Here is an 18,565-nt window from a genome sequence, read left to right on the forward strand (position 1 = left end):
CCCTGACCCGCTAACGGTCAACGCTCTTTAACAACTTATCAAGCAAACTGTGTGGGCACTCGCAGTGGTTGGGAAACAAAAAGATATTGTTTTTCAATGATTGTCGAAGTGCACAAACACTTCAGTAATTCATTGAGCATCAAACTTAAATTGAAGAGTTTGATCATGGCTCAGATTGAACGCTGGCGGCAGGCCTAACACATGCAAGTCGAGCGGTAACAGGGGGTAGCTTGCTACTCTGCTGACGAGCGGCGGACGGGTGAGTAAGGCTTGGGTATCTGCCCAGTCGAGGGGGATAACCGTTGGAAACGACGGCTAATACCGCATACGCCCTACGGGGGAAAGCAGGGGACCTTCGGGCCTTGCGCGATTGGATGAGCCCAAGTGAGATTAGCTAGTTGGTAGGGTAATGGCCTACCAAGGCGACGATCTCTAGCTGGTCTGAGAGGATGACCAGCCACACTGGGACTGAGACACGGCCCAGACTCCTACGGGAGGCAGCAGTGGGGAATATTGCACAATGGGGGAAACCCTGATGCAGCCATGCCGCGTGTGTGAAGAAGGCCTTCGGGTTGTAAAGCACTTTCAGTGGGGAGGAAAGGTGAGTGGCGAATACCCACTTACTGTGACGTTACCCACAGAAGAAGCACCGGCTAACTCCGTGCCAGCAGCCGCGGTAATACGGAGGGTGCAAGCGTTAATCGGAATGACTGGGCGTAAAGCGCACGCAGGCGGTCTGCTAAGCCAGATGTGAAAGCCCCGGGCTCAACCTGGGAACTGCATTTGGAACTGGCAGGCTAGAGTCTTGGAGAGGGGGGTAGAATTTCCGGTGTAGCGGTGAAATGCGTAGAGATCGGAAGGAATACCAGTGGCGAAGGCGGCCCCCTGGCCAAAGACTGACGCTCAGGTGCGAAAGCGTGGGGAGCAAACAGGATTAGATACCCTGGTAGTCCACGCTGTAAACGATGTCAACTTGGAGTCTGTGCCATTTGAGCGCGGGTTCCGGAGCTAACGCGTTAAGTTGACCGCCTGGGGAGTACGGCCGCAAGGTTAAAACTCAAATGAATTGACGGGGGCCCGCACAAGCGGTGGAGCATGTGGTTTAATTCGATGCAACGCGAAGAACCTTACCTACCCTTGACATAGTAAGAACTTGGCAGAGATGCCTTGGTGCCTTCGGGAACTTACATACAGGTGCTGCATGGCTGTCGTCAGCTCGTGTCGTGAGATGTTGGGTTAAGTCCCGCAACGAGCGCAACCCTTGTCCTTTGTTGCCAGCGATTCGGTCGGGAACTCAAAGGAGACTGCCGGTGATAAACCGGAGGAAGGTGGGGACGACGTCAAGTCATCATGGCCCTTACGGGTAGGGCTACACACGTGCTACAATGGCGCGTACAGAGGGCGGCGAACCAGCGATGGTAAGCGAATCCCAAAAAGCGCGTCGTAGTCCGGATCGGAGTCTGCAACTCGACTCCGTGAAGTCGGAATCGCTAGTAATCGCAAATCAGAATGTTGCGGTGAATACGTTCCCGGGCCTTGTACACACCGCCCGTCACACCATGGGAGTGGGTTGCTCCAGAAGTAGATAGCTTAACCTTCGGGAGGGCGTTTACCACGGAGTGATTCATGACTGGGGTGAAGTCGTAACAAGGTAACCGTAGGGGAACCTGCGGTTGGATCACCTCCTTACCTTAATCTCAACGTCTGTTGAGTGTTCACACAGTTTGCTTGATATAAAAGAGTGACGTCTTTGGGTCTGTAGCTCAGCTGGTTCGCGCCCCTTCCCTTGGGAATGAGCGGGTGAGGCCGGTTGAATGCAGCACAAGTTTTGGGTCTGTAGCTCAGGTGGTTAGAGCGCACCCCTGATAAGGGTGAGGTCGGTAGTTCGAGTCTACTCAGACCCACCAATTTCCTGTGGGAATTGGTAATGACGGTCAGCTAACTGGGGCTATAGCTCAGCTGGGAGAGCGCCTGCTTTGCACGCAGGAGGTCAGCGGTTCGATCCCGCTTAGCTCCACCATTACTTGACCGCACAATAAAGACGACAAAGTCATGGGTTGCCATCGGTAGCTTATCACTTTGACGTTTTGCGTCACGCTCTTTAACAATTCGGAAAAGCTGATGAATAAAAGTAGTTCTTGATACTGCAAGTGTCTTGGAACTTCTTGGCGAAACAATGTTGTAAGCATCAGTCACACGATGCGTACCGCCTTCAGTGAGTGCACCGGTCTTCGGACTGACACACTTCTTGGGGTTGTATGGTTAAGTGACTAAGCGTGCACGGTGGATGCCTTGGCAGTCAGAGGCGATGAAGGACGTGCTAACCTGCGTTAAGCACGGGTGAGCTGGTAAGAAGCGCTTGAGCCCGTGATGTCCGAATGGGGAAACCCACCGCATTCAGTGCGGTATCGCAACGTGAATACATAGCGTTGCGAGGCGAACCGGGAGAACTGAAACATCTAAGTACCCCGAGGAAAAGAAATCAACCGAGATCCCCTTAGTAGCGGCGAGCGAACGGGGGCCAGCCCTTAAGCAGCATTGGCGGTAGTGGAACGGCCCTGGAAAGGCCGGCCATAGTGGGTGATAGCCCCGTACACCAAACCGCCCTTGTTGTGAAATCGAGTAGGACGGGACACGTGTTATCCTGTCTGAACATGGGGGGACCATCCTCCAAGGCTAAATACTCCTGACTGACCGATAGTGAACCAGTACCGTGAGGGAAAGGCGAAAAGAACCCCTGTGAGGGGAGTGAAATAGAACCTGAAACCGTGCACGTACAAGCAGTGGAAGCCGACTTGTTCGGTGACTGCGTACCTTTTGTATAATGGGTCAGCGACTTACTTTTAGTAGCAAGGTTAACCGTATAGGGGAGCCGTAGGGAAACCGAGTCTTAACTGGGCGATGAGTTGCTAGGAGTAGACCCGAAACCCGGTGATCTAGCCATGGGCAGGTTGAAGGTTGAGTAACATCAACTGGAGGACCGAACCCACTAACGTTGCAAAGTTAGGGGATGACCTGTGGCTGGGGGTGAAAGGCCAATCAAACCGGGAGATAGCTGGTTCTCCCCGAAAGCTATTTAGGTAGCGCCTCGGACTTATACTACTGGGGGTAGAGCACTGTTTGGGCTAGGGGGTCATCCCGACTTACCAACCCCATGCAAACTCCGAATACCAGTAAGTACTATCCGGGAGACACACGGCGGGTGCTAACGTCCGTCGTGAAGAGGGAAACAACCCAGACCGCCGGCTAAGGTCCCCAAGTTCTGGTTAAGTGGGAAACGAGGTGGGAAGGCTCAGACAGCCAGGATGTTGGCTTAGAAGCAGCCATCATTTAAAGAAAGCGTAATAGCTCACTGGTCGAGTCGGCCTGCGCGGAAGATGTAACGGGGCTAAACCAGGCACCGAAGCCGCGGATTCAGAATTTATTCTGAGTGGTAGGGGAGCGTTCTGTAAGTCTGCGAAGGTGTGTCGTGAGGCATGCTGGAGATATCAGAAGTGCGAATGCTGACATGAGTAACGATAAAGGGGGTGAAAAACCTCCTCGCCGGAAGACCAAGGGTTCCTGTCCAACGTTAATCGGGGCAGGGTGAGTCGGCCCCTAAGGCGAGGGCGAAAGCCGTAGTCGATGGGAAACGGGTTAATATTCCCGTACTGACACACATTGCGATGGGGGGACGGAGAAGGCTAGATGGGCCAGGCGTTGGTAGTCCTGGTGAAAGGGAGTAGGTGGTGCGTTTAGGCAAATCCGGACGCACAACACTGAGACCCGAGACGAAGTCACCACGGTGACGAAGTCATTGATGCCCGGCTTCCAGGAAAAGCCTCTAAGCTTCAGATGTGTGTGAACCGTACCCCAAACCGACACAGGTGGTCGGGTAGAGAATACCAAGGCGCTTGAGAGAACTCGGGTGAAGGAACTAGGCAAAATAGTACCGTAACTTCGGGAGAAGGTACGCTGGAGCGGGTGAAGTCCCTTGCGGATGGAGCCTGAGCCAGTCGCAGTGACCAGGTGGCTGGGACTGTTTATCAAAAACACAGCACTGTGCAAACTCGTAAGAGGACGTATACGGTGTGACACCTGCCCGGTGCCGGAAGGTTAATTGATGGGGTTAGCCGCAAGGTGAAGCTCTTGATCGAAGCCCCGGTAAACGGCGGCCGTAACTATAACGGTCCTAAGGTAGCGAAATTCCTTGTCGGGTAAGTTCCGACCTGCACGAATGGTGTAACCATGGCCACGCTGTCTCCACCCGAGACTCAGTGAAATTGAAATCGCCGTGAAGATGCGGTGTACCCGCGGCTAGACGGAAAGACCCCGTGAACCTTTACTATAGCTTGGCACTGAACATTGACCCTACATGTGTAGGATAGGTGGGAGGCTGTGAAGCGGTGACGCCAGTTGCCGTGGAGCCGACCTTGAAATACCACCCTTGTATGTTTGATGTTCTAACGTAGGCCCCTAATCGGGGTTGCGGACAGTGCCTGGTGGGTAGTTTGACTGGGGCGGTCTCCTCCCAAAGCGTAACGGAGGAGCACGAAGGTTGGCTAAGTACGGTCGGACATCGTACGGTTAGTGCAATGGCATAAGCCAGCTTAACTGCGAGACGGACAGGTCGAGCAGGTGCGAAAGCAGGTCATAGTGATCCGGTGGTTCTGAATGGAAGGGCCATCGCTCAACGGATAAAAGGTACTCCGGGGATAACAGGCTGATACCGCCCAAGAGTTCATATCGACGGCGGTGTTTGGCACCTCGATGTCGGCTCATCACATCCTGGGGCTGAAGTCGGTCCCAAGGGTATGGCTGTTCGCCATTTAAAGTGGTACGCGAGCTGGGTTCAGAACGTCGTGAGACAGTTCGGTCCCTATCTGCCGTGGGCGTTGGATGATTGAGGGGGGTTGCTCCTAGTACGAGAGGACCGGAGTGAACGAACCGCTGGTGTTCGGGTTGTCATGCCAATGGCACTGCCCGGTAGCTAAGTTCGGAATCGATAACCGCTGAAAGCATCTAAGCGGGAAGCGAGCCCCGAGATGAGTCATCCCTAGAGCTTCGAGCTCTCTAAAGGGCCGTCCGAGACTAGGACGTAGATAGGCAGGGTGTGGAAGCGTAGCGATACGTGCAGCTAACCTGTACTAATGACCCGTGCGGCTTAACCATACAACACCCAAGAAGTGTGAGACCTTGCGGTTTCGAGAACGGATTATTCATCAGGCAGAACATTGCTCCTGCATGTTCTGCATGTCCGCCCTCCCTGGCGGTCGCTTTTCCGGATTAAAGTTTATTGCCTGGCGGCGATAGCGTTGTGGTCCCACCTGACCCCATGCCGAACTCAGAAGTGAAACGCACCCGCGCCGATGATAGTGTGGCAGCTGCCATGTGAAAGTAGGTCACTGCCAGGCACCCAAATTAGAGAAGCCCTTCACCGATGTGAAGGGCTTTTTCGTATCCATTCATCTCTTGTGCCTGCCAGCATTCCTACCATTGGCATTACCATCTGAGTACAATGAAGCCCTCTTTGCTTGCGGGTGATTCGGGATGAAAACGCTGCTTTTTATCGGTATGGGCGGTGCCATCGGGGCTATCCTGCGCTTCAGTGTGACCGATTTGATGGCTCGTCTGTTCGGTAAGGGTTTTCCCTTCGGAACTCTCTCGGTCAACCTGGCCGGTTCACTGCTGATCGGCGTGGTGTTCGTGCTGATCCAGCAGGGGGTAGTCGGGGGACACTCCTGGCGACCTTTCTTCGTGGTGGGCATGCTCGGTGCCCTGACGACCTTTTCATCCTTTTCCCTCGATACGGTACTGCTGCTAGAACAGGGACACTGGCTCAAGGCGGCATTGAATGTGTCTCTCAATGTGGTTTGCTGTATCATATTTACCTATTTGGGCATGCAGCTGACCGGCAGCCTGATCGCTTCCCGTTAGTCCGGTTCGCGCATTTGCAGTACACTACTTCCCCTTTGATTGTTACAGGTGTCTTCAGAATGTCAGAACAGCACAAATCGACGACCCATTTTGGTTATAAAACCGTGGATGCCGGTGAAAAGGAGCAGATGGTCGCCAGTGTGTTCCACTCTGTGGCCGCCAAGTATGATCTGATGAACGATCTGATGTCGTTCGGCATCCATCGCCTGTGGAAGCGTTTTGCTATCGACTGCTCTGGGGTGCGCAAGGGACAGAAGGTATTGGATTTGGCCGGTGGCACCGGCGATTTGACTGCCAAGTTTTCCCGTATCGTGGGGGAAACCGGCCAGGTAGTGCTGGCCGACATCAACGATTCCATGCTCAAGGTGGGACGGGACAAGCTGCGTAATATGGGCCTGGGCAGTAACATCGCCTATGTACAGGCCAATGCCGAACAACTGCCTTTCCCCGATAACCATTTCGATCTGATCACCATCGCCTTCGGTCTGCGCAATGTCACCGACAAGGACAAGGCGCTGGCCTCCATGCAGCGGGTGCTCAAGCCTGGCGGTCGCCTGTTGGTGCTGGAGTTTTCCAAGCCCCAGCACGAAGTGATGAACAAGCTGTACGATTTCTATTCCTTTAACATTCTGCCGAAGATGGGTGCCCTGGTGGCGAAAGACAGCGACAGCTACCAGTACCTGGCCGAGTCCATCCGCATGCATCCGGATCAGGAAACCCTGAAAGCCATGATGGAACAGGCCGGCTTCGAGCAGGTCGAGTATTTCAACCTGACCGACGGCATAGTGGCACTGCATCGCGGGTTCAAGTTCTGATGAAGGATCTGCTGCTCCCCCTGTTGAATGGTTCTCTGGAGAAGGTGTTTAACCGCGTTATCCTGCAGGATGCCGAGCGGCGTCGAAAGATGCTGCCGCTGCAGGGCAAGGTGCTGCAACTGACGGTGCACGAGATTGCCAGTGGTTTTCTGCTGTTCTCCGGGGATCGCCTGGAAATATTAGGACACTACGAAGGACAGCCGGACAGCCACCTGAGCCTGTCCCTCAATGCCCTTGGACTGCTGAAAGACAAGGGCCTGCTGATGCAATATATCCGGGACGGGCGCCTGGATCTGGAAGGTGATCCCCAACCCTGGCAGGATCTGGCTGCCCTGCTCAAGGAGCCGGCCATCGATCTGGAGTCCATGCTGGTGCCCTATACCGGAGATGTTCTGGCACATTTGCTGTGCCGGCATGGCAGGGAGCTGAGAGCCGGCGTCGAGCAGCGCCTGACGGGGGCCCGGGGCTACCTGGGGGACTACCTGCGCGAGGAAGCCCGCCTGGCGGTGGGGCCCCTTGAGCTGGCCGATTTTAATGACGAAGTGGCGGAACTGAACAAGCGGCTAATCCGCCTGCAGGGACGGCTGGCGACACTGGCAGACAAGGTGGTCCATTCATGAGAAAGCTGCGGGAACTGCTCCGCCTCTATCAGATAGGCAAGACCCTGTTCGACTACGGACTGGACGAACTGATCCCGGTTCGGCTGCAGGTCTGGCCGGCACGGCTTGCCCGTCGGAGCCTGTTCTGGCTGAAGAACCGGCATCCGGATCTGTCCCGGGGTAAACGCATCCGCCTGGCCTTGGAAAGTCTGGGACCGGTGTTCATCAAGTTCGGGCAGATGCTCTCCACCCGTCGGGATCTGCTGCCGCCGGATATCGCCGAAGAGCTCGCCCTGCTACAGGATCGGGTGCCGCCCTTCGATGGCGTCCTGGCCCGGCGGCAGATCGAGGCGAGCCTGCAGCACCCCATAGAAGCGCTGTTCGATGACTTTGATGAAAGGCCCCTGGCATCCGCCTCCATCGCCCAGGTGCACACCGCCCGACTGAAGACGGGGCAGGAAATCGTGATCAAGGTGATCCGCCCGAGCATAGAGAAGGTCATCGAAGCGGATGTCAGCCTGATGCATTCCATGGCGACCCTGATTGCCCGGCTGGTACCTGAGCGCAGTAACCGGTTACGGCCGGTCGAGGTGGTGGAAGAGTACCGTAAGACGCTGCTTGATGAGCTGAATCTGCTGCGTGAAGCGGCCAACGCCATCCAGCTGCGCCGCAACTTCGAAGGTTCCCGGACCCTCTATGTGCCGGAGATCTATCCCAGTTATTGTCATGAAAACGTGCTGGTGATGGAGCGGATCTACGGGATTCCCGTGTCCGATATCGAGGCGCTGGAAGCCAACGGCACCGACATGAAGCTGCTGGCCGAGCGAGGGGTCGAAGTGTTCTTCACCCAGGTGTTCCGCGACAGCTTCTTCCATGCGGACATGCATCCGGGCAATATCTTCGTTTCCTACGAGCACCCGGAAGACCCACAGTGGATAGGCATCGACTGCGGCATAGTGGGTACCCTGAACCGGGACGACAAGCGTTACCTGGCGGAAAACTTCCTGGCCTTCTTCAACCGGGACTATCGCAAGGTGGCCGAGCTGCACGTGGAGTCGGGTTGGGTGCCGGCAGACACCAAGGTGGAGGAATTCGAGTCGGCCATCCGTACCGTGCTGGAGCCTATCTTCGAAAAGCCCCTGTCAGAGATCTCCTTCGGCCATGTGCTGGTTAACCTGTTCAATACCGCCCGTCGTTTCAACATGGCGGTACAGCCGCAACTGGTACTGTTGCAGAAGACGTTGCTCTATGTGGAAGGGGTTGGCCGCCAGCTCTATCCGCAGCTGGACCTGTGGAAAACGGCCAAGCCTTTCCTGGAAGACTGGATGCAGCAGCAGGTGGGCTACAAGGCGGTGATTAACGCGGTGAGGGAGAAGGCGCCCTTCTGGGCCGAGAAGCTGCCCGATCTGCCGGAGCTGGTCTACGACGCCCTGCGCCAGGCCAAGCTGCAGCAACGGCAGGTGCAGGGGATCTACGATCAGTATGCCCGTCACGACAAGGGGCAGGGGCAGGGGCGCTTCCTGTTGGCGATGGGGGCCTCTCTGCTGTTGGCCAGCACCTTGCTGCTGGGGATGGAGAAAACCCAATGGGCCATGTCTGGTCTCGTGCTGACTTTGGTTGTATGGTTGCTGGGATGGCGGCGGATCAGCATACGTTAGTTTGATCTGGACTCGATTCTTTGTCATCAAGCAGAGATATAATCGTTTTTATTGTTTTCATTCTGTATAGGAAAGTGCGTTATGGGCGGAATCAGTATTTGGCAATTGCTTATCGTGGTGTTGATCGTGGTGCTGCTGTTTGGTACCAAAAAACTGCGTGGCCTGGGTTCGGATCTGGGCTCGGCGGTAAAAGGCTTCAAGAAGGCGATGACCGACGAAGAGCAGGGCAAGAAGGATGCCGACTTTGAGCAGCAGAAACTGGCCGACAAGAAAGAGTCGGATGACTCCCTTAATCAGAAAGACCAGGATAAAGCCAAAGACAAAGATCGGGTGTAATCATGTTCGACATCGGTTTCTGGGAGCTGGTTGTGATTTCCGTGGTCGGGTTGCTGGTGCTGGGGCCAGAGCGTTTGCCGGTGGCCATCAGGACCGTATCCCGGCTGTTTAAAACCGTGCGTGATACGGCCAACGCGGTCAAGACCGAACTGGCCCAGGAACTGAAGATGGAAGAGCTGCACCGGGATCTGAAAAAGGCCGAGCAGCTCGGCATGAAGGATCTGAGCCCCGAGCTCAAGCAGTCCATCGATCAACTGAAAGATGCCGCCGCCTCGGTCAATCGCCCCTACGACAAGACTGGCGGCAACAGTCCCCACGCGGAGCCGGCAAAGCCGGCATCAAACGAGCCCCAGGATAAAACCTAAATGAGTCAAGCACAGCAGCCGCTGATCAGCCACCTGGTGGAGCTGAGAGGCCGCCTACTCCGCGCTTTTGCTGCCATCCTGCTGGTATTTCTGGCCCTGGTCTATTTTGCCAACGATATTTACAGCATACTGGCCGAGCCGCTGTTGAAGCAGTTGCCGGAAGGTGCCAGCATGATTGCCACCGGCGTGGCGACCCCCTTTCTGACCCCGCTGAAGCTGACCCTGATCGTGTCATTCTTCGCGGCCATTCCCTATGTGCTGTACCAGGTTTGGGCCTTTGTCGCCCCGGGCTTGTACAAGCACGAAAAACGGCTGATCGCCCCCCTGGTGTTTTCCAGCGCCCTGCTGTTTTATGCCGGCGCCGCCTTCGCCTATTTCGTGGTGTTTCCCCTGGCTTTCGGCTTCTTCACCAAGATGGCGCCCGAAGGGGTGACCATAGCGACCGATATCGCCAGCTACCTGGATTTCGTGCTCGGCCTCTTCGTGGCCTTCGGCATCGCCTTCGAAATCCCCATCGCCACCATACTGCTGTGCTGGACCGGGGTGACCACGCCGAAGGATCTGGTGGCCAAGCGGCCCTATGTGATCGTCATCGTGTTTATCGTCGGCATGCTGCTGACACCGCCGGATGTGATCTCCCAGACCCTGCTGGCCATTCCCATGTGGCTGCTGTTTGAAGTGGGGGTTTTCTTTGCCCGCTTCTATGTCCGGCAGGAGGACGGTGACGAGGAGCAGGATCAGGCGCCATGATCGACATCGGGGTCAACCTGACCAGCAGTCAGTTCGATGTGGACCGACCTGAGGTCGTGGCCCGCGCCAGAGCGGCGGGCGTCACGGCGCTGATCCTCACCGGTACCAATCTGGAGGAAAGCCGGGCCGTGGCCGACTATGCCGCCGGTCAGCCCGGCTTCTGTCATGCCACCGCCGGCATTCATCCCCACGACGCCAACACTTTCGATGACCAGAGCCTGCGCGAACTGGAGCGGCTGGCAGCCCTGCCCCAGGTGGTGGCCATCGGCGAGTGCGGTCTCGACTACAACCGGGATTTCTCGCCCCGTCCCCAACAGGATGCGGCCTTCGAAGCCCAGTTGTCCCTGGCCGCCGAGCTGCAGCTGCCGGTGTTCATGCATTGCCGGGATGCTCATCAACGTTTTATCGAGATACTGGCCCCCTGGCGCGATCGCCTGCCTGCCGCGGTGCTGCACTGCTTTACCGGCACCGAGGCGGAGCTGCACGACTGCCTGGCGCTGGATCTGCATATCGGCATCACCGGCTGGATCTGCGACGAGCGCCGTGGCCGGGAACTGCAGCAACTGGTGCGCCAGATCCCGGCCGAACGGCTGATGGTGGAAACCGACAGTCCCTACCTGATCCCGCGGGACCTGTTGCCCAGGCCGGCTTCCCGGCGCAACGAGCCCGCCTATTTGCCCCATATCGTCCGGCGCATCGCCGAGTGCCGGGGCGACGACCCCCATGCCCTGATCGCCGCCGTCACGGCGACCAGCCGCGCCTTTTTCCGCATAGAGGAGCAGTCATGACCGAACAAGTTTTTGGCGGTTTTCCCAACCGTCGCCTGCGTCGCGTGCGCAAGCACGACTTCAGCCGCCGGCTGGTGCGCGAGCATCGCCTGACCGTGGACGATCTGATCTACCCGGTGTTCGTGCTGCCCGGCTTCCAGCGCCGCGAGGCGGTGCCTTCCATGCCGGGGGTGGAGCGCCTGTCCATCGACCTGTTGCTGGAGGAGGCGGCCGAACTGGTGCAACTCGGGATTCCACTGATCGCCCTGTTTCCGGTGGTCAATGCCAGCCAGAAATCCCTGCTGGCGGAAGAGGCCTACAATCCGGACGGCCTGGCCCAGGAGGCGGTGCGGGCGCTGAAGGAAGCCTTCCCGGAGCTGGGGGTGATGACCGACGTGGCCCTGGATCCCTTCACCACCCATGGCCAGGACGGCATCATCGATGAACAGGGCTACGTCCTCAACGACATCACCACCGAGGTGCTGGTCAAGCAGGCCCTGAGCCATGCCGAAGCCGGTGCCGACATAGTGGCGCCGTCCGACATGATGGACGGCCGCATCGGCGCCATCCGCCAGGCGCTGGAAGAGACCGGTTTTATCAATACCCAGATCATGGCCTACTCCGCCAAGTACGCCTCCAGCTATTATGGCCCCTTCCGTGACGCGGTCGGTTCGGCGGCCAACCTCAAGGGCGGCAACAAGGCCACCTACCAGATGGATCCGGCCAACGGCGACGAAGCCCTGCAGGAAGTGGCGCTGGACATCCGGGAAGGCGCCGACATGGTGATGGTGAAGCCGGGCATGCCTTACCTGGACGTGGTTCGCCGGGTCAAGGATCAGTTCGGGGTGCCCACCTTCGCCTACCAGGTCAGCGGCGAATATGCCATGCACATGGCCGCCATCCAGAATGGTTGGCTGAAGGAGCGGGAAACCATCATGGAATCCCTGCTGTGCTTCAAACGCGCCGGGGCCGACGGCATCCTCACCTACTTCGCCAAGCGGGTCGCCACCTGGCTGAAAGACGAGAAATAAAATGAAGGCGCCATTCGGCGCCTTTTTTATGCTTCGATAATCTCCAGTGGCCAGCCTTGTTCAGTCTGACGCCTGGCTTCCTGGCGCAGCTCGCTGGCGCGCAGGTGGTGTCGGCGGCTCCAGCCGGACGGCAGGGTGAGAGTCATACGGGAGCCGTTCCCTTCCAGCCGAAACTCGGGCACTGTGCCCCGGGTGCGGCGCAGGCAGAGGATGATGGCCAGTCGCAGCAGCCGGGCCAGCAGTATGGCCTGGTCGGTGTCGACGGCGCTCTGCTGGGCCAAGGGTTCCGGCTTGAATTCGTCCCGCTGGTTGAGCAACAGGGCGGCCAGCAGCTGTTTCTGCGCCGGGGTGAAGCCGGGCAGGTCGATATGGCTGATGATATAGGCGGCATGTTCGGGCGCCCGCTTGTATTCGATGCACAGTCCCAGCTCGTAGAGCAGGGCGGCCCAGCCCAGCATGGGGGCCAGCAATGCCGGCTCAGGGGAAACCTGCTCCAGGGCACGAAGCGCCGTCTTCCTGACCCGCTCACCCTGGGGGCGATCCAGCTGGTAGCGGGCGATCAGGCTGTCGGCGGTTCTTTCCTGGGCGTCGCACTCCTGGCGCCGGCCCAGCATGCCGTAAACCAGGCCTTCGCGCAGGGCACCGCCGGCCAGCACCATGGTCTCTATCGCCAGGGTGTCGAACAGGGCGATCAGTATGGCGAGCCCCGAGGGGAACACCGGTATCCGCTCCGGCTGCAGCCCGGGCAGTTGCAGTCGTTTGAGATGGCCGCAGGCCATCACCTGTTGCTGTAGTTGGCGCAGCTTGGCCAGGGTGATCTGCTCGTTTTCCCCCTGGCTGACCATGATCTCCTGAATGGCCTGCACCGTGCCGGAAGCGCCGATGCAGCCCTGCCAGCCCAGCTTGAGGTAGGCGGCGGCCACCGGCGCCAGCGTCTGCTGGGCGGCGGTGATGGCCTGGTCGAAGTGGTGGGCGGACAGCTCACCATCGGCAAAGTGATGCTTGAGCCAGGTGACACAGCCCATGTCCAGGCTGTGCAGCAGCTGCGGGCTGGTACTTTCCCCGATGATCAGCTCGGTGCTGGCGCCGCCGATATCGATCACCAGCCGCCGACCGGTGCCGGAAGACGTCCAGGCCACGCCCTGATAGATGGTGGCCGCCTCTTCCTCGCCGGAGATGATGTTGATGGGATGGCCGAGGATAGCCTCGGCCCGCTCGATAAAGACGGCGATATTGCGGGCAAGACGCAGAGTGGCGGTGCCGACGATACGGATGTGCTCGGGGGGAATATCCTGCAACTGCTCGGCGAACAGCCGAAGGCAGTCCCAGCCTCGCTGCATGGCGGCGGCGTCGAGGCTGCCATCCGGCTGCAGGCCGGCGGCCAGCCGCACCTTGCGCTTGACCTTGGCCAGGGTGCGGCTGGCGCCTTTCACGTCGTGCACCACCAGCATGTGGAAGCTGTTGGAACCCAGATCAATGGCGGCGTACAGAGCGGGGTTTTTCACCGGTGCTCAGCTCCGGGCACCCTGAGGGCGCCGGCGCCGGTTATTGCCGCCGGGGCGGCGTTGGCCACCGCCACTGCCCTGGCGCTCACGCAGGCTGCGGTTGGCCGCCGCCCTGTGGTGATGAATTCGCTTGGGCGGGGTGACGTCATCGAGCAGGGCTTCCTGATCATACTTGCTGACCGGGATCTCGTGCTCGATATAGGCCTCCACCGCCGGCAGGTTGAATACGTATTCCTCGCAGGCAAAGCTGATGGAGTGGCCGCTGGCGCCGGCCCGACCGGTGCGGCCGATACGGTGTACGTAGTCTTCCGCGTCGTCGGGCAGGTCGTAGTTGAACACATGGGTGACGTCGGGAATGTGCAGGCCGCGGGCCGCCACATCGGTGGCCACCAGGACGTCGAGTACGCCAGTAGTGAATTCTTCCAGTATCTTCAGCCGCTTCTTCTGGGGTACGTCACCGGTGAGCAGGCCTACCCGGTGGCCGTCGGCCTTCAGCCAGGCATAGACTTCCTCGCAGCTGTGCTTGGTGTTGGCGAAGACGATGGCCTTGTCGGGCCACTCCTCCTCCATCAGGCTGAGCAGCAGCAGCATCTTGTCTTCCTGGGCCGGGTAGAACAGCTCTTCCTGAATACGGATGCCGGTCTTGCGCTCCGGCTCGATCTGCACATGCTCGGGGCTGTTCATGTGTTCATAGGCCAGCTCCTGTACCCGCAGCGACAGGGTGGCGGAAAACAGCATGTTCTGGCGCTGGGAGGCCGATGGCATGCGGCGGAACAGGTAGCGGATGTCCTTGATAAAACCCAGATCGAACATGCGGTCCGCTTCGTCCAGCACCACCACCTGGATGGCACCCAGATCGATCACCCGCTGCTTGAGGAAGTCGATGATGCGGCCCGTGGTACCGATCAGAATGTCGACACCGGCTTCCAGCACCTGCACCTGCTTCTCGTAGCCCTCGCCACCGTAGGCCAGTCCCAGCTTGAGACCGGTACTGTCGCTCAGGGTGTCGGCGTCGTTGTAGATCTGCACCGCCAACTCGCGGGTGGGAGCCATGATGATGGCCCTGGGCTGGTTCTGCTGGCGCGCCTCGGGGGCGGGGGTGGTAAGCAGATGGTTGAAGGTGGCGGCGAGGAAGGCGATGGTTTTTCCGGTACCCGTCTGGGCTTGTCCGGCGATATCCTTGCCTGCCAGTAAATAGGGGAGCGACAACGCCTGGATGGGCGTGCAGTGATGAAATCCCTTTGCTTCCAGTCCGGCCAGCACCTCGGGTAGCAGGCCCAACTGGGCGAATTTGACGTCTGTTAAGTGTGTTTTGCTCATAGCGCTCAGAATATCAGGTTAGGCTTGCAATAATAAACAGGATCATTTGAAATAGGGCAACTAAATTGCCCCGGCGTTTTCTGTGGCGGGGCCGAACAACTGACTGGAGTTGGAGATGAGTGACAAAATTGTTCAGCTGACCGATGCCAGCTTCGATGCTGATGTGATCAAGGCCGATGGCCCGGTCCTGGTAGATTTCTGGGCTGAATGGTGTGGTCCCTGCAAGATGATCGCCCCCATCCTGGATGAGGTGGCCGGTGAATACGAAGGCAAGGTCACCGTGGCCAAGCTGAATATCGACCAGAATGCAGATACTCCGCCCAAGTTCGGTATTCGTGGCATTCCCACCCTGCTGCTGTTCAAGAATGGCGAAGTGGCGGCGACCAAGGTAGGCGCCTTGTCCAAGACTCAATTGAAAGAGTTTCTGGACGCCAACCTGTAATGGTGAATGCAAGGGGTGCGCAAGGCGCCCCTTGTGGTTTTTGCTAGACGCTTCCCCGTTTTGGTGCTAGTTTATTGGTCGTTTGCTAGCCTATTTGTGCCCTAGGGCTCTCCGAATTCAAGCATCAATCCAGCAGACTTTTCTGTCCGTTTAACATTCCTGGTTGATAGAAACTCACCACTATGAATCTTACTGAACTCAAGAATACCCCTGTATCTGAGCTGATAAAGCTTGGGGAAGACATGGGGCTGGAAAACCTCGCCCGGCTGCGCAAGCAGGACATCATCTTTGCCATCCTCAAGGCCCATGCCAAAAGTGGTGAGGACATCTACGGCGACGGCGTGCTGGAAATCCTGCAGGACGGCTTCGGCTTTTTGCGCAGCGCCGATTCTTCCTACCTGGCCGGTCCCGACGATATCTATGTTTCTCCCAGCCAGATCCGTCGCTTCAACCTGCGCACCGGCGACACCATCTCCGGCAAGATCCGGCCGCCGAAGGAAGGAGAACGCTATTTCGCCCTGCTCAAGATTGGTGAAGTCAACTACGACAGGCCCGAAAACTCCCGCAACAAGATCCTGTTCGAAAACCTGACTCCCCTGCATGCCAATGAGCGCATGAAGATGGAGCGGGGCAACGGCTCCACCGAAGACATCACCGCCCGGGTACTGGATCTGGCCTCTCCCATCGGCAAGGGCCAGCGGGGCCTGATAGTGGCGCCGCCCAAGGCCGGTAAGACCATGCTGCTGCAGAACATCGCCCAGAGCATCACCTACAACCACCCGGAGTGTACCCTGATCGTGCTGCTGATCGACGAGCGGCCGGAAGAGGTGACCGAGATGCAGCGGATGGTGAAGGGCGAAGTGATCGCTTCCACCTTCGACGAGCCGGCGGCCCGTCACGTGCAGGTAGCCGACATGGTGATCGAAAAGGCCAAACGCCTGGTCGAACACAAGAAGGACGTGGTGATCCTGCTCGACTCCATCACCCGCCTGGCCCGGGCCTACAACACTGTGGTGCCTTCCTCCGGCAAGGTGTTGACCGGCGGCGTGGACGCCAACGCCCTGCACCGACCCAAGCGCTTCTTCGGCGCCGCCCGTAACGTAGAGGAAGGCGGCAGCCTGACCATCATCGCCACCGCCCTGGTGGAAACCGGCTCCAAGATGGACGACGTCATCTACGAGGAGTTCAAGGGCACCGGCAACATGGAGCTGCACCTGTCGCGCAAGATCGCCGAGAAGCGGGTCTATCCGGCCATCGACATCACCCGTTCAGGTACCCGCCGGGAAGAGCTGCTCACCACTCCGGACGAGCTGCAGAAGATGTGGATACTGCGCAAGATCGTGCATCCCATGGGCGAGATCGATGGCATCGAGTTCCTCATCGACAAGCTGGCCATGACCAAGACCAACGACGAGTTCTTCGAAGCCATGAAACGGCAGCAGAAGTAAGCCCTTGTCCCCTGAAAAAACCGCGGCCCGACCGCGGTTTTTTGTGGGCGATACAAGCCCGCCCTAACCGGGTATAATCCCCGCCGCCACTCGATACACTCGGAACAAACCCATGAAATATAAGGATTTGCGAGACTTTATCGCGCAACTCGAAGCCCAGGGCGAACTCAAGCGCATCCGGCACGAAATCGATCCCTATCTGGAGATGACCGAGATCTGCGACCGCACCCTCAAGGCCGGCGGTCCGGCGCTGCTGTTCGAAAACCCCAAGGGTTTCGACATGCCGGTATTGGGCAACCTGTTCGGCACACCCAGGCGAGTGGCCATGGGCATGGGCCAGCAGGACGTGGCCGCCCTGCGCGATGTGGGCCGCTGGCTGTCCTACCTGAAGGAGCCGGAGCCGCCGAAGGGGCTGAAGGAGCTGATGGAAAAGCTGCCCATCTTCAAGCAGGTACTGAACATGCCGGTCAAGCGGCTGAAACAGGCACCTTGCCAGGAAGTGATCCAGGAAGGCGACCAGGTCGACCTGACCCGGCTGCCGATCCAGCACTGCTGGCCCGGCGACGCGGCGCCCCTGATCACCTGGGGCCTGACCATCACCCGCGGCCCCTACAAGAAACGCCAGAATTTAGGCATCTATCGCCAGCAACTGCTGGGCAGGAACAAGGTGATCATGCGCTGGCTCAGCCATCGCGGCGGGGCGCTGGATTTCCGCGAGTGGCAAGAGGCCAACCCGGGCCGGCCCTACCCGGTGGCGGTGGCCCTGGGGGCCGATCCGGCCACCATCCTCGGCGCCGTGACCCCGGTGCCCGATACCCTGTCGGAATACGCCTTCGCGGGCCTGCTGCGGGGCAGCCGTACCGAGGTGGTGAAATGCATCGGCAGCGATCTGGAAGTCCCCGCCAGCGCCGAGATCGTGCTCGAAGGCCATATCTATCCGGACGAGAACGCCCCGGAAGGGCCCTACGGCGACCACACCGGCTATTACAACGAAATCGACGAGTTTCCGGTGTTCACGGTGGAGCGCATCACTCGGCGCAGCGACGCCATCTACCACTCCACCTATACCGGTCGCCCGCCCGATGAGCCGGCGGTGCTGGGCGTGGCACTGAACGAGGTGTTCGTGCCCATACTGCAGAAGCAGTTTCCGGAGATCGTGGACTTCTACCTGCCGCCGGAAGGCTGCTCCTACCGCATGGCGGTGGTGACCATGAAAAAACGCTACCCCGGCCATGCCAAACGTGTCATGCTGGGCGTTTGGTCGTTTTTACGACAATTCATGTATACCAAGTTCGTTATCGTGTGCGACGATGACATCAATGCCAGAGACTGGAAAGACGTGATCTGGGCCATTACGACCCGAATGGACCCGGCGCGGGATACCACATTGATCGAGCACACCCCCATCGACTATCTGGACTTCGCCTCGCCGGTCTCCGGCCTGGGTTCCAAGATGGGCCTGGATGCCACCAACAAGTGGCCGGGTGAAACCGACCGGGAATGGGGTGAGCCCATAGTGATGACGGACGACGTAAAACAAAGGGTCGATGCGCTATGGGATCAACTCGGGATCCTGGATGCGAGTGCCGAACAGAGTGAGACCAAAGGATAGT

14 protein-coding genes, 2 tRNA genes and 3 rRNA genes are annotated in these 18,565 nt (G+C 58.6%); 17 read left to right on the top strand and 2 right to left on the bottom strand.

Annotated features, from left to right (window positions below; all coding sequences use genetic code 11):
* Positions 1-147: 147 nt before the first annotated feature.
* The 14 genes from ACT7DK_RS01540 (at position 148) to hemB (ending at position 12,237) form a co-directional block, all read left to right on the top strand.
* Positions 148-1,689 (top strand): 16S ribosomal RNA (locus ACT7DK_RS01540).
* Between the two features lie 141 nt (positions 1,690-1,830).
* Positions 1,831-1,907, top strand: a tRNA-Ile gene (locus ACT7DK_RS01545).
* A 37-nt stretch (positions 1,908-1,944) separates the two neighbouring features.
* Positions 1,945-2,020: transfer RNA gene (locus ACT7DK_RS01550), tRNA-Ala, on the top strand.
* A gap of 240 nt (positions 2,021-2,260) precedes the next feature.
* Positions 2,261-5,151 (top strand): 23S ribosomal RNA (locus ACT7DK_RS01555).
* A 127-nt stretch (positions 5,152-5,278) separates the two neighbouring features.
* Positions 5,279-5,393, top strand: a 5S ribosomal RNA gene (rrf, locus tag ACT7DK_RS01560).
* The 16S, 23S and 5S rRNA genes sit together here with 2 tRNA genes alongside, the layout of an rRNA operon.
* A 136-nt stretch (positions 5,394-5,529) precedes the next feature.
* Positions 5,530-5,916, top strand: a complete 387-nt coding sequence (gene crcB / locus ACT7DK_RS01565; RefSeq protein ID WP_445395647.1) for a fluoride efflux transporter CrcB — start codon at positions 5,530-5,532, stop codon at positions 5,914-5,916.
* A 59-nt stretch (positions 5,917-5,975) separates the two neighbouring features.
* Positions 5,976-6,731 carry a bifunctional demethylmenaquinone methyltransferase/2-methoxy-6-polyprenyl-1,4-benzoquinol methylase UbiE gene (ubiE, locus tag ACT7DK_RS01570; protein WP_445395649.1) on the top strand — a complete coding sequence of 252 codons (756 nt, stop codon included), beginning with the start codon at positions 5,976-5,978 and terminating at the stop codon, positions 6,729-6,731.
* Entirely contained in the window at positions 6,731-7,351 is a 621-nt protein-coding gene (locus ACT7DK_RS01575; RefSeq protein ID WP_445395651.1) for a ubiquinone biosynthesis accessory factor UbiJ, read from the top strand. Before ubiE ends, ACT7DK_RS01575 begins: the two co-directional genes overlap by 1 nt.
* On the top strand, positions 7,348-8,988 hold the full coding sequence (gene ubiB / locus ACT7DK_RS01580) for a ubiquinone biosynthesis regulatory protein kinase UbiB (RefSeq protein WP_445395653.1): 1,641 nt from the start codon (positions 7,348-7,350) through the stop codon (positions 8,986-8,988). Before ACT7DK_RS01575 ends, ubiB begins: the two co-directional genes overlap by 4 nt.
* 81 nt (positions 8,989-9,069) lie before the next feature.
* The gene (gene tatA / locus ACT7DK_RS01585) at positions 9,070-9,324 is read left to right on the top strand and encodes a Sec-independent protein translocase subunit TatA (protein WP_445395655.1); all 255 of its coding nucleotides are present in this window, start codon (positions 9,070-9,072) and stop codon (positions 9,322-9,324) included.
* Positions 9,325-9,326: 2 nt separating this feature from the next.
* On the top strand, positions 9,327-9,689 hold the full coding sequence (gene tatB / locus ACT7DK_RS01590) for a Sec-independent protein translocase protein TatB (RefSeq protein WP_445395657.1): 363 nt from the start codon (positions 9,327-9,329) through the stop codon (positions 9,687-9,689).
* Complete coding sequence (tatC, locus tag ACT7DK_RS01595; protein WP_445395659.1) at positions 9,690-10,439, top strand: twin-arginine translocase subunit TatC; 750 nt, start codon at positions 9,690-9,692, stop codon at positions 10,437-10,439. It begins immediately after the preceding gene.
* Positions 10,436-11,227: a 3'-5' ssDNA/RNA exonuclease TatD gene (gene tatD, locus ACT7DK_RS01600; RefSeq protein ID WP_445395661.1), complete on the top strand. Its 792-nt coding sequence runs from the start codon at positions 10,436-10,438 to the stop codon at positions 11,225-11,227. Before tatC ends, tatD begins: the two co-directional genes overlap by 4 nt.
* Complete coding sequence (gene hemB / locus ACT7DK_RS01605; RefSeq protein WP_445395663.1) at positions 11,224-12,237, top strand: porphobilinogen synthase; 1,014 nt, start codon at positions 11,224-11,226, stop codon at positions 12,235-12,237. The genes tatD and hemB overlap by 4 nt, the downstream gene beginning before the upstream one ends.
* Before the next feature lie 26 nt (positions 12,238-12,263).
* Here the strand turns inward: hemB and gppA are convergent, their stop codons facing one another.
* Complete coding sequence (gene gppA, locus ACT7DK_RS01610) at positions 12,264-13,742, bottom strand: guanosine-5'-triphosphate,3'-diphosphate diphosphatase (protein ID WP_445395665.1); 1,479 nt, start codon at positions 13,740-13,742, stop codon at positions 12,264-12,266.
* Between the two features lie 6 nt (positions 13,743-13,748).
* Positions 13,749-15,062: an ATP-dependent RNA helicase RhlB gene (gene rhlB, locus ACT7DK_RS01615; protein ID WP_445395667.1), complete on the bottom strand. Its 1,314-nt coding sequence runs from the start codon at positions 15,060-15,062 to the stop codon at positions 13,749-13,751.
* 115 nt (positions 15,063-15,177) lie between these two features.
* On the opposite strand from rhlB, the gene trxA reads away from it, so the two are divergent.
* The 3 genes from trxA to ubiD all read left to right on the top strand — a co-directional run bounded on the left by trxA (position 15,178) and on the right by ubiD (position 18,564).
* Positions 15,178-15,504, top strand: coding sequence for a thioredoxin TrxA (gene trxA / locus ACT7DK_RS01620; protein WP_094039082.1), 327 nt, complete (start codon positions 15,178-15,180; stop codon positions 15,502-15,504).
* A gap of 182 nt (positions 15,505-15,686) precedes the next feature.
* Positions 15,687-16,952: a transcription termination factor Rho gene (gene rho, locus ACT7DK_RS01625; RefSeq protein ID WP_445395669.1), complete on the top strand. Its 1,266-nt coding sequence runs from the start codon at positions 15,687-15,689 to the stop codon at positions 16,950-16,952.
* A 112-nt stretch (positions 16,953-17,064) separates the two neighbouring features.
* A complete protein-coding gene (gene ubiD / locus ACT7DK_RS01630; protein WP_445395671.1) occupies positions 17,065-18,564 on the top strand; it encodes a 4-hydroxy-3-polyprenylbenzoate decarboxylase in 1,500 nt (499 codons plus the stop codon).
* Position 18,565 lies beyond the last annotated feature (1 nt).

The sequence above is a fragment of the Zobellella sp. An-6 genome (assembly GCF_052487945.1).